13 protein-coding genes and 1 pseudogene are annotated in these 10,506 nt (G+C 62.8%); 10 read left to right on the top strand and 4 right to left on the bottom strand.

Annotated features, from left to right (window positions below; all coding sequences use genetic code 11):
* From BZL41_RS28710 to BZL41_RS25165, 6 genes and pseudogenes are all read left to right on the top strand, one after another.
* Nucleotides 1–526 (top strand): annotated as a pseudogene (locus tag BZL41_RS28710) (electron transport complex subunit RsxC); the annotation flags it as partial.
* A 47-nt stretch (nt 527–573) separates the two neighbouring features.
* Nucleotides 574–1,605 (top strand): electron transport complex subunit RsxD, encoded by a 1,032-nt coding sequence (gene rsxD, locus BZL41_RS25145; RefSeq protein WP_095601790.1) that lies wholly within the window; start codon nt 574–576, stop codon nt 1,603–1,605.
* A gap of 4 nt (nt 1,606–1,609) precedes the next feature.
* The gene (gene rsxG / locus BZL41_RS25150) at nt 1,610–2,245 is read left to right on the top strand and encodes an electron transport complex subunit RsxG (RefSeq protein WP_174706206.1); all 636 of its coding nucleotides are present in this window, start codon (nt 1,610–1,612) and stop codon (nt 2,243–2,245) included.
* Nucleotides 2,238–2,951 carry an electron transport complex subunit E gene (locus BZL41_RS25155; protein WP_095601791.1) on the top strand — a complete coding sequence of 238 codons (714 nt, stop codon included), beginning with the start codon at nt 2,238–2,240 and terminating at the stop codon, nt 2,949–2,951. The genes rsxG and BZL41_RS25155 overlap by 8 nt, the downstream gene beginning before the upstream one ends.
* On the top strand, nt 2,948–3,586 hold the full coding sequence (gene nth, locus BZL41_RS25160; protein WP_084338239.1) for an endonuclease III: 639 nt from the start codon (nt 2,948–2,950) through the stop codon (nt 3,584–3,586). Before BZL41_RS25155 ends, nth begins: the two co-directional genes overlap by 4 nt.
* 107 nt (nt 3,587–3,693) lie before the next feature.
* Nucleotides 3,694–3,876 (top strand): PA3496 family putative envelope integrity protein, encoded by a 183-nt coding sequence (locus tag BZL41_RS25165; RefSeq protein ID WP_095601792.1) that lies wholly within the window; start codon nt 3,694–3,696, stop codon nt 3,874–3,876.
* 55 nt (nt 3,877–3,931) lie between these two features.
* On the opposite strand, the gene gloA is transcribed toward BZL41_RS25165, so the two are convergent.
* The 3 genes from gloA to BZL41_RS25180 all read right to left on the bottom strand — a co-directional run bounded on the left by gloA (nt 3,932) and on the right by BZL41_RS25180 (nt 6,648).
* On the bottom strand, nt 3,932–4,324 hold the full coding sequence (gloA, locus tag BZL41_RS25170; protein ID WP_095601793.1) for a lactoylglutathione lyase: 393 nt from the start codon (nt 4,322–4,324) through the stop codon (nt 3,932–3,934).
* Nucleotides 4,325–4,407: 83 nt separating this feature from the next.
* Nucleotides 4,408–5,625 (bottom strand): argininosuccinate synthase, encoded by a 1,218-nt coding sequence (locus BZL41_RS25175; protein WP_084338245.1) that lies wholly within the window; start codon nt 5,623–5,625, stop codon nt 4,408–4,410.
* Nucleotides 5,626–5,742: 117 nt separating this feature from the next.
* Entirely contained in the window at nt 5,743–6,648 is a 906-nt protein-coding gene (locus BZL41_RS25180) for an OmpA family protein (protein WP_095601794.1), read from the bottom strand.
* Nucleotides 6,649–6,810: 162 nt separating this feature from the next.
* Between BZL41_RS25180 and pyrC the strand changes: the two genes are divergently transcribed.
* On the top strand, nt 6,811–7,857 hold the full coding sequence (pyrC, locus tag BZL41_RS25185; RefSeq protein WP_095601795.1) for a dihydroorotase: 1,047 nt from the start codon (nt 6,811–6,813) through the stop codon (nt 7,855–7,857).
* Nucleotides 7,854–8,528, top strand: a complete 675-nt coding sequence (rnt, locus tag BZL41_RS25190; RefSeq protein ID WP_084338251.1) for a ribonuclease T — start codon at nt 7,854–7,856, stop codon at nt 8,526–8,528. Before pyrC ends, rnt begins: the two co-directional genes overlap by 4 nt.
* 56 nt (nt 8,529–8,584) lie before the next feature.
* Here the strand turns inward: rnt and BZL41_RS25195 are convergent, their stop codons facing one another.
* A complete protein-coding gene (locus BZL41_RS25195) occupies nt 8,585–9,187 on the bottom strand; it encodes a peroxiredoxin (protein WP_095601796.1) in 603 nt (200 codons plus the stop codon).
* 293 nt (nt 9,188–9,480) lie between these two features.
* Here BZL41_RS25195 and BZL41_RS25200 point away from each other — a divergent pair, with 293 nt between their 5' ends.
* Nucleotides 9,481–9,702 carry a bacterioferritin-associated ferredoxin gene (locus BZL41_RS25200; protein ID WP_095601799.1) on the top strand — a complete coding sequence of 74 codons (222 nt, stop codon included), beginning with the start codon at nt 9,481–9,483 and terminating at the stop codon, nt 9,700–9,702.
* 198 nt (nt 9,703–9,900) lie between these two features.
* Nucleotides 9,901–10,371: a bacterioferritin gene (bfr, locus tag BZL41_RS25205; protein ID WP_095601797.1), complete on the top strand. Its 471-nt coding sequence runs from the start codon at nt 9,901–9,903 to the stop codon at nt 10,369–10,371.
* Nucleotides 10,372–10,506: the final 135 nt, after the last annotated feature.

Raw genomic sequence — 10,506 nt, forward strand, 5'->3', positions numbered from 1 at the left:
CGCCATGCTCAAGGCGCAGATCCGCAAGGCCGAAAAGATCGAAGCACCTAGCGCCGAGCAGCAGGCCGAGCTGGAGCAGTTGCGCAGCCAACTCGCCGCCGCCGAGAAAGCCCTTGCCGAGCTGGAGGGCCAGATTCCAGCCGCCGAGCCCAAGCCGGAAGCCCAGGCTATCGATCCGCTGAAGAAAGCCAAGATCGAACTGGCCATGAAGCGTGCGGAATTGAAGAAAGCTGAAAAAGCCGCGGCCGACGACGCCGAACTGAGCAAGCTGCGCGATGCTGTCCGCGATGCGGAGCAAGCCCTGCATGCCGCCGAGGCGGCCACCAATCGGCCCGAGCCAGACCGCGCATTGGTGGACAAGCGCCCGGTGGACGACAGGACCCGCGAACTGAAAACCGAAATCGCTTTCGCCCGTGCCGATCTGCGTAAGCTGGAACGCGACGAGAACGCACCGGCGGATGCCCTGGATGCGGCCCGCGCCCGGCTCGCCGAAGCCGAACGCCGTCTGGGCGAGCACACGAACTGACCGACAGCCCTCCTGCGGGAGGGCACAAGCGAACGACCGGAGAGCCGATGGCCCTGCCACGCATCACCTCGCCCCACGCCAAGGGCAGCAACCGGACCCAGCGGGTCATGCTGCTGGTACTCGCCGCCACCCTGCCCGGCGCGCTGGCCCTGACCTGGCTCTATGGCGTCGGCACGCTGGTCAACCTGTGCCTGGCGAGTGCCGTGGCGCTCGCCACCGAAGCGGCGATCCTGCGTCTGCGCCAGCGCCCCGTGCTGTTCTTCCTGCAGGATGGCAGCGCACTGGTCACCGCCGTCCTGCTCGCCCTGGCCCTGCCCCCCTATTCCCCCTGGTGGCTGACGCTGATCGCCACCGCCTTCGCCATCGTCTTCGGCAAGCAGCTTTACGGCGGGCTCGGGCAGAACCCGTTCAACCCGGCCATGATCGGCTATGTCGTGGTGCTGATTTCCTTCCCGGTGGAAATGACCAGTTGGCCCGCCGCCCACAGCGTGGGCATCGGCGAAGGGCTCAAGCAAATCTTCGGCATCGCCGCACTACCCGACGGCTGGGCCCACGCCACCGCACTGGACAGCCTGAAGATCAACAACCGCCTGACCATGGACGAACTGCGTGCGCAGAACCCGGCCTTCGGTCGCTTCGGTGGCGCCGGCGTGGAATGGGTCAACCTGGCGCTCCTGGCCGGCGGCCTCTTCCTGCTCTACAAGCGCCTGTTCAGTTGGCACGCACCGGTCGGGATGCTCGCCACCCTGGCCCTGATGAGCCTGATCTTCTGGAACGGCACCGGCTCGGATACCCACGGCTCGCCCCTGTTCCACCTGCTCAGCGGCGCCACCATGCTCGGTGCCTTCTTCATCGTCACCGACCCGGTCAGCGGCGCCACCAGCCAGCTCGGCCGGCTGATTTTCGGTGCGGGCGTCGGCATTCTCGTCTACGTGATTCGGACCTGGGGCGGCTACCCGGACGGTGTCGCCTTCGCCGTACTGCTGATGAACCTGGCGGCGCCGACCATCGACTACTACACCCGCCCGCGCACCTACGGCCACCGCAAGGCCGAGCGCGGCTTCAAGCTGGGAGAATGACACCGTGCTGCCTGAAATCAGCCGTTCGATGCTGAAGAACAGCCTGGTCCTCGGCCTGTTCGCCGTGGCCACGGTGGGCGTGGTGAGCCTGATCCAGCAAAGCACCGCCGCGCGCATCGAGCGCTCCGCCCACGAGGCGCAGATACGCGTGCTCGGCGAAATCCTCCCGGCCGGCAGCTACGACAACCACTTGCTGGACAACAGCATTGAGCTGCACGACCCACTGCTGGGCAGCAAGGCTCCGCAACCGGCCTATATCGCGCTCAAGGAAGGCAAGCCCACCGCGATCATCCTCCAGGCCACGGCGCCGGACGGCTACAGCGGGGCCATTCGCCTGCTGGTCGGTATCCAGGTGGACGGCCGCCTCGCCGGCGTGCGTGTGCTCAGCCACCGGGAAACCCCTGGCCTGGGCGACCGGATCGAATTGGCCAAGAGCCCCTGGATGCACGGGTTCGAAGGCAAATCGCTGAGCAACCCCGACGAAGCCGGCTGGGCGGTGAAGAAGGATCGCGGCGAGTTCGACCAGTTCGCCGGCGCCACCATCACACCGCGGGCGGTGGTCAAGGCGGTGCATAAGGCCCTGCAATTCTTCGATGCGCACAAGGCGGAGCTGTTCGCCGAGGTGAACCCCAATGGCTAATCCCAGTTATCGCGAGCTGACCCTCAACGGCCTGTGGAAGAACAACCCGGCGCTGGTCCAGTTGCTTGGCCTCTGCCCGCTGCTGGGCGTCAGCAACTCCACCGTCAACGCCCTGGGCCTGGGGCTCGCCACCGCGCTGGTGCTGACCTGCTCCAACCTCGCGGTGTCGCTGGTGCGCGGGGTCGTCAATACCGCGGTACGGCTGCCGGCCTTCGTGATGATCATCGCCGCGCTGACCACCTGCATCGAGCTGCTGATGCAGGCGTTCACCTATGAGCTGTACCAGATCCTCGGCATCTTCATCCCGCTGATCACCACCAATTGCGTAATCCTCGGCCGCGCCGACGGCTTCGCCGCCAAGCACAACCCGGCACTGGCCAGTTTCGACGGCCTGATGATGGGGCTCGGCTTCTGCCTGGTGCTGGTGGTGTTGGGCGGCCTGCGTGAGCTGTTCGGCACCGGCGCACTGTTCGCCAACATGCACCTGCTGTTCGGCCCGATTGCCGCCGATTGGCAGGTCACCGTATTCCCCGAGTACAAAGGCTTCCTGCTGGCGATCCTGCCACCCGGCGCGTTCCTCGTCCTGGGCCTGCTGATCGCCCTGAAGAACCGCGTCGACGAAAGCCTTGCCGAACGCGCCAAGGCACGCCAGCCGCAGGTTCCCGTACAGAGCCGCCGCGTTCGCGTGACCGGAGTGATCGAATGAACGCAGCCAAGCGCCTGGAGATATTTCGCCGCCTGCACGAAGACAACCCCAATCCGACCACCGAGCTGGCCTTCACCACGCCCTTCGAGCTGCTGATCGCCGTGATTCTGTCGGCCCAGGCCACCGACGTCGGGGTAAACAAAGCTACGGCGAAGCTGTTTCCGGTCGCCAATACGCCCGAAGCCATCCATGCGCTGGGGGTGGAAGGGCTTTCCGAATACATCAAGACCATCGGCCTCTACAACAGCAAGGCCAAGAACGTCATCGAGACCTGCCGGATTCTCATCGAGAAGCACGGCAGCCAGGTCCCGGACAACCGCGAAGATCTCGAAGCCTTGCCCGGCGTGGGCCGCAAGACCGCCAACGTGGTACTGAATACCGCCTTCCGCCAGCCGACCATGGCAGTGGACACGCACATCTTTCGGGTCGCCAACCGCACCAACATCGCCCCCGGCAAAAACGTCTTGGAGGTGGAGCGCAAGCTGGTGAAGTTCGTCCCCAAGGACTATCTGCTCGACGCCCACCACTGGCTGATTCTCCATGGTCGCTACGTGTGCAAGGCGCGCAAGCCACTGTGTGGCAGTTGCCGAATCGAAGATTTGTGCGAGTACAAGCACAAGACATCGGACGATTGATCGTTTATTGCGATTACTGATCAGTCGATTGAAAAAATCTTTTTTACCCGCTCCGGCTTTGCCGCTATAAGGTGCGCCAATAGCACCCCGTAGCCTGGAGTGAATACATGGCCACTGACAAAGCTGAAATCGAGCTTGAGGATGACTTCGTCGCGGAAGATTCGGAAGAAGCAGCCGAAGCCGTGGTGGAAGTAGCCAAGACCAACCTCACCAAGCGTCGCATCATCGACAACTACCTCGAAGAGCGCCGCCTGCAGAAGCAGCTCGCCGATTACGATTTCGATCTCTGATGGTTCGTCGAATGAACAAAGCCCCGCCGAAGCGGGGCTTTTTGTTACGTCGCCGTCAGTCGTTACGCGACGGCGAAAGCAGCTCAATCTTGTAGCCATCCGGGTCCTCGACGAAGGCCAGGATGCTGCTCCCGTGCTTCATCGGTCCCGGCTCGCGAGTGATCTTGCCGCCGCGGGCGCGGATGTCTTCGCAAGCCTTGTAGACATCTTCCACTTCCAGGGCGATATGGCCGTAGCCAGTACCCAGCTCGTACTGGTCGACGCCCCAGTTGTAGGTCAGCTCGATCACGCTGTTGTGTGCCTCGTCGCCATAGCCGACGAACGCCAGGGTGAACTGCCCGTCCGGGTAATCCTTGCGCCGTAGCAGGGTCATGCCCAGCACTTCGGTGTAGAAGGCGATGGATTTATCCAGGTCGCCGACGCGCAGCATGGTATGCAACAGTCGCATCGTTCTTCTCCTCATGGCTATGAATGGCGAACCCCGGCTTGTGGCCGGGGTTCGCGTTTACCGCTTGCAAGCCTGCCGCTGTCTTAGAACAGCTTGCGGCCCTTATTCGCCGCAATGCGCATACGCAGAGCGTTGAGCTTGATGAAACCGGCCGCATCCGCCTGATTGTAGGCGCCGCCGTCTTCCTCGAAGGTCGCGATGTTCAGGTCGAACAGCGAGTCGTCGGACTTGCGGCCGACCACGATGACGTTGCCCTTGTACAACTTCAAACGCACGACGCCGTTCACGTTGGCCTGGGAGGCGTCGATCATCTGCTGCAGCATCAGGCGCTCGGGGCTCCACCAGTAGCCGGTGTAGATCAGGCTGGCGTAGCGCGGCATCAGCTCGTCCTTCAGGTGAGCGACTTCGCGGTCCAGGGTGATCGACTCGATGGCACGGTGCGCCTTGAGCATGATGGTGCCGCCAGGGGTCTCGTAGCAGCCGCGGGATTTCATGCCGACATAGCGGTTCTCGACGATGTCGAGGCGGCCGATGCCGTTCTCGCCGCCGATGCGGTTCAGCTCGGTCAGCACCTGGGCCGGGGTCATGTCCTTGCCGTCGATGGCGACGATGTCACCGGCGCGGTAGGTCAGCTCGATGTAGGTGGGGGTGTCCGGCGCGGCCTCGGGGGACTTGGTCCAACGCCACATGTCCTCTTCGTGCTCGGTCCAGGTGTCTTCCAGCACGCCGCCTTCATAGGAAATGTGCAGCAGGTTGGCGTCCATGGAGTACGGGGATTTCTTCTTGCCGTGACGCTCGATCGGGATGCCGTGCTTTTCGGCGTAATCCATCAGCTTCTCGCGGGACAGCAGGTCCCACTCGCGCCAGGGAGCGATCACTTTGACGCCCGGCTTGAGCGCATAGGCGCCCAGTTCGAAACGAACCTGGTCGTTGCCCTTACCGGTGGCGCCGTGGGAAATGGCGTCGGCGCCGGTTTCGTTGGCGATCTCGATCAGGCGCTTGGCGATCAGCGGACGGGCAATGGAAGTACCCAGCAGGTACTCGCCCTCGTAGACGGCGTTGGCACGGAACATCGGGTAGACGAAATCACGCACGAACTCTTCGCGCAGATCGTCGATGTAGATTTCCTTGACGCCCAGCGCCTTGGCCTTGGCGCGAGCGGGCTCCACTTCCTCGCCCTGGCCGAGATCGGCGGTGAAGGTCACCACCTCGCAGGCATAGGTATCCTGCAGCCACTTGAGAATCACCGAAGTATCCAGGCCACCGGAATACGCCAGGACAACCTTCTTCACGTCCGCCATGCCATCCACTCCACGGGGTTGTTCGCAAAACCCGTGATTCTACTGGCCTACGCGGCCAATTTACAGGGGCGCGACAGCTTCTGACGACGAAGCGACGGAATCTTACGGATGCGCGACTCAGGAAGCCGCGGCCGGCGCCGCCACTGGAGCCTGTGCCGGGGCCGCGGATTCGGCCTCGCGCTCCAGACGCAAGGTCACCCGACGGTTCTTCGCCCGGTTGGCTTCGTTGGTATTTGGCGCCAGCGGATAGCGCTCGCCATGGAAGCGCAGGGTGATCTGCTCGGCCGGCACGCCGTTGGCCTGGAGGTATTCCTGCACCGCCAATGCCCGTCGCCGCGACAGATCGCGGTTGGTCAACCGGTTGCCGCTGTTGTCCGAGTGGCCGTCGAGCAGGATGCGGTTGACGCTGGGGTCCGCCTTGAGGAATTGCAGAATGATGTCCAGCTTGGCCCGTCCCAGGTCGTCCAGGGCGGTTCCGCCACTGGGGAAGCCGACCTGCGCCTGTTTGATCTGGTCGAAATTCACCGGCAGCAGCTTCGCCGTGCAGGCCAGGTAATCGTGGTAGGCCTGCTCGAATTTGGCCGGAAGCAGACGCACCTCGAGCGCCTCGCCGCCTTGCAGCGTGCGGTGGCGCACGACCGGGCTGCGCCCTTCGAGCAATCCGCTGAGCAGACGGGCAGCCTGTTGCTGGGAGCTGTTGAAGGGAATCTCGCCGCTACCGACGTTGACTACGCCGAGCGAAACATCCCCACGCCCCGGCTGCCAAGGTGCGGCAGCCGCCAGCAGGGTCGCGGAACCGGGCCCCATCCAGCGCTCGCCGGCCTTGAGGCGGAAGGTTGCCTGCTCGCCGGCACGGCGGACGAACTCGCCACTGCCGAAACGGGTGACCGGCTGCGTCAGACGGCATTCGAACTGATCGCCCTCCACCTTCCACTCCACCTTTTCCAGGCGCGTCTGAAAGGTGATGGCCGTGGCCGGCAGGCTGGCGAACAGGCTGAGCAGGGCGAAATAGCGCAGGCGCACGGCGGGCTCCGGAAGGGATGAGTACTCTTCCGAGGTATCGGTGCGCGGCGAAAAAACTTGAGCGCCAGGGCCCACTGCTGCGATCCGGGGCACGTGCGGCGTGCCGCCGCGGGCCTTTTCCGGTAGCATTGCACGCCACGTTTCACCCGCCTGGAATTCCCCATGTCCGACCGCCTGACCCTGCTGCGTCCCGACGACTGGCATATCCACCTGCGCGACGGCGCCGCCCTGACCCAGACTGTCGCCGATGTCGCGCGGACCTTCGGCCGCGCCATCGTCATGCCCAATCTGGTGCCGCCGGTCCGCAATGCCGAACAAGCCGACGCCTACCGCCATCGCATTCTCGCCGCCCGCCCCGCCGACAGCCGCTTCGAGCCGCTGATGGTGCTTTACCTCACCGACCGCACCACACCTGCGGAAATCCGCGAGGCCAAGGCCAGTGGCTTCGTGCATGCCGCCAAGCTCTATCCGGCCGGCGCCACCACTAACTCGGACTCCGGCGTCACCCGTATCGACAATATCTTCGCGGCGTTGGAAGCCATGGCCGAAGTCGGCCTGCCGCTGCTGGTGCACGGTGAAGTCACGCGCAGCGAAGTGGACGTGTTCGACCGCGAGAAGATGTTCATCGACGAGCACCTGACCCGCGTGGTGGAGCGCTTCCCGACGCTCAAAGTGGTGTTCGAACACATCACTACCGGCGACGCGGTGCAGTTCGTCCAGGGCTCTTCCAGCAACGTGGGCGCCACCATCACCGCCCATCACCTGCTCTACAACCGCAACCACATGCTAGTAGGCGGTATTCGCCCGCATTTCTATTGCCTGCCGATCCTCAAGCGCAACGTGCACCAGGAAGCCCTGCTGGACGCCGCCACCAGCGGCAGCCCGAAGTTCTTCCTCGGCACCGACTCCGCACCCCATGCCCGCCATGCCAAGGAAGCCGCCTGCGGTTGCGCCGGCTGTTACACCGCCTACGCCGCCATCGAGCTGTACGCGGAAGCCTTCGAGCAGCGCAATGCCCTGGACAAGCTGGAAGCCTTCGCCAGCCACCACGGCCCCGATTTCTATGGCCTGCCACGGAACAGCGGGCAGATCACGCTAGTCCGTGAAGAATGGACGGCGCCGGCGAGCCTGCCGTTCGGCGAGCAGACCGTCATTCCGCTGCGCGCCGGTGAAACACTGCGCTGGCGCCTGCTGGAGAACCCTGCGTGAGTGAAGACCTGTACGACGAAGAACTCGACGGCAGCCTCCCCCCTGGCCCCCGTCATCCCATGGCGCGCCGCTTCCGCGGCTACCTGCCGGTCGTGGTGGACGTTGAATGTGGCGGCTTCAATCCGGCCACCGATGCGTTGCTGGAAATCGCCGCGGTTACCATCGGCATCGATGAGAAGGGCTTTCTTTTCCCCGAGCACACCCACTTCTTCCGTGTCGAACCGTTCGAGGGCGCCAACATCGAAGCTGCCGCGCTGGAGTTCACTGGCATCAAGCTGGATCACCCACTGCGCATGGCCGTGGCCGAAGAGCATGCACTGCATGAAATCTTCCGTAGCGTACGCAAGGCGGTGAAAGCCAACGGTTGCAAGCGCGCCATCCTGGTCGGCCACAACAGCAACTTCGACCTGGCGTTCCTGAATGCCGCGGTGACCCGCACCGGCATTAAGCGCAACCCCTTCCACCCCTTCTCCAGCTTCGACACCGCCACCCTGGCCGGCCTCGCCTATGGCCAGACCGTGCTGGCCAAGGCCTGTCAGGCTGCCGGTATCGAGTTCGACGGCCGCGAAGCCCACTCGGCGCGCTACGACACCGAGAAGACCGCCGACCTGTTCTGCGGCATCGTCAACCGCTGGAAGGAGCTCGGCGGCTGGCAGGACTTCGACGACTGATCGCCCCCAGAAAGAAAAAACCCGGCCAAGGCCGGGTTCTTCACGATCGGAACGCTTTACAGGTTGGAGGCGTTCTCGGCCAGGTACTTGGCCACACCTTCCGGCGAAGCGGTCATACCCTTGTCGCCCTTCTTCCAGTTGGCCGGGCAGACTTCGCCGTGCTCTTCGGTGAACTGCAGGGCGTCTACCAGACGCAGCAGCTCGTCCATGTTGCGACCCAGCGGCAGGTCGTTGACGATCTGCGAACGCACCACGCCTTCCTTGTCGATCAGGAACGCGCCACGGAAGGCGACGCCGCCTTCGGACTCAACGTCATAAGCCTTGGCGATTTCATGTTTCATGTCGGCAGCCAGGGTGTACTTGACCGGGCCGATGCCGCCTTTGTCCACCGGAGTGTTGCGCCAGGCGTTGTGGCTGAAGTGGGAGTCGATGGAAACACCGATCACTTCCACGTTACGAGCCTGGAACTCGGGGATGCGGTGGTCCAGGGCGATGAGTTCGGACGGGCAGACGAAGGTGAAGTCCAGCGGGTAGAAGAACACCAGGCCGTATTTGCCTTTGATCGCCGAGGACAGAGTGAAGCTATCGACGATCTCGCCATTGCCGAGCACGGCAGCAACGGTGAAATCGGGCGCTTTTTTACCAACGAGTACGCTCATTCCAGAATCTCCTTGAGTCATGAGGTGAGGTGCTAGGCCGGTCCCAGGTTGACACCCGCACGCGACATTGCGATGACGCGGCCCGCTCCGCAAGGGCCGTCCATGATACACCCCGGATTCAGCCCGCGCCCACCGCTTTTTTCCCTCCGCCCACCGGGCAAAACCCTTGTCTGGCAACATGCTTTCAATTCGGAGACGGCTCTATCACGCGGCATCCGCCCAAACTTTTGACAATCATTCTCATTAAGATTAGTATCTTTCGCATCAGCCATTTCTGTACCGGGCCTTACCCTATGTACGTGTGTCTTTGCCAGGGTGTCACCGACGGTCAAATCCGTGATGCGATCTATGAAGGTTGCTGCAGTTACAAGGATGTCCGCGAAACTCTGGGTGTGGGCACCCAATGCGGGAAATGCGCCTGCCTGGCCAAGCAGGTGGTTCGCGAGACCCTCACCGAGGTGCAGAGCAGCCAGGGCGTAATGACCTACCCAGCCGCAAATTTCGTCGCAGCCTGAACACAGCGTTAAAACGAGCCGGACTTGATGTCCGGCTTTTTTATGCCCGGAATTCAAGCGGTTAGCGCTTCAATGCGGAACGAAAACATTCCTATTCGGATTAGATTTTGCTGATATTTCAACAACTTAGGGTTTGACAGCATTTTTTGGCGGGACCAGACTTGCCTATTACACACCACAGCAGGGGCAAGGCTCACCATGAAAGGCGACAAGCAAGTCATCCAGCATCTCAACAAGATCCTCGGCAATGAGCTGGTCGCGATCAATCAGTATTTCCTGCACGCGCGCATGTACGAGGACTGGGGCCTGAAGAAGCTCGGCCACCACGAGTACCACGAATCCATCGATGAAATGAAGCACGCGGACAAGCTGATCAAGCGCATCCTCTTCCTGGAGGGCCTGCCCAATCTGCAAGACCTGGGCAAGCTACTGATCGGCGAGAACACCAAGGAGATGCTTGAGTGCGATCTCAAGCTGGAACAGCAGGCACTGCCTGACCTCAAGGCCGCCATCGCGTATTGCGAAAGCGTCGGCGACTACGGCAGCCGCGAGCTGCTGGAGGACATCCTCGAATCCGAGGAAGAGCATATCGACTGGCTGGAAACCCAACTCGATCTGATCACCAAGGTCGGCATGGAAAACTATCTGCAGTCGCAGATGGACGAGTAGCGTCCGCTGTGCATGAAGGCGGGGCCAAGCGCCCCGCTTTTTTTAGGTTCTTCGCGCATTTCCGGGGAGCCCTGAACAAGAACGGCGATTTGGTTGAAGATGTTTGTGCGACCAAACCCCTAAAACCAAAACCGC

Source organism: Pseudomonas sp. PIC25, assembly GCF_002286785.1.
GTDB lineage: Bacteria > Pseudomonadota > Gammaproteobacteria > Pseudomonadales > Pseudomonadaceae > Pseudomonas_M.

Bases quoted from the DNA above. Each gene is read 5' to 3' on its own strand.
- rsxD (WP_095601790.1), top strand. From the start codon at position 574: ATGGCCCTGCCACGCATCACCTCGCCCCACGCCAAGGGCAGCAACCGG.
- BZL41_RS25195 (WP_095601796.1), bottom strand. From the start codon at position 9,187: ATGAGCGTACTCGTTGGTAAAAAAGCGCCCGATTTCACCGTTGCTGCC.
- nth (WP_084338239.1), top strand. From the start codon at position 2,948: ATGAACGCAGCCAAGCGCCTGGAGATATTTCGCCGCCTGCACGAAGAC.
- BZL41_RS25175 (WP_084338245.1), bottom strand. From the start codon at position 5,625: ATGGCGGACGTGAAGAAGGTTGTCCTGGCGTATTCCGGTGGCCTGGAT.
- BZL41_RS25165 (WP_095601792.1), top strand. From the start codon at position 3,694: ATGGCCACTGACAAAGCTGAAATCGAGCTTGAGGATGACTTCGTCGCG.
- bfr (WP_095601797.1), top strand. From the start codon at position 9,901: ATGAAAGGCGACAAGCAAGTCATCCAGCATCTCAACAAGATCCTCGGC.
- gloA (WP_095601793.1), bottom strand. From the start codon at position 4,324: ATGCGACTGTTGCATACCATGCTGCGCGTCGGCGACCTGGATAAATCC.
- BZL41_RS25200 (WP_095601799.1), top strand. From the start codon at position 9,481: ATGTACGTGTGTCTTTGCCAGGGTGTCACCGACGGTCAAATCCGTGAT.
- BZL41_RS25155 (WP_095601791.1), top strand. From the start codon at position 2,238: ATGGCTAATCCCAGTTATCGCGAGCTGACCCTCAACGGCCTGTGGAAG.
- pyrC (WP_095601795.1), top strand. From the start codon at position 6,811: ATGTCCGACCGCCTGACCCTGCTGCGTCCCGACGACTGGCATATCCAC.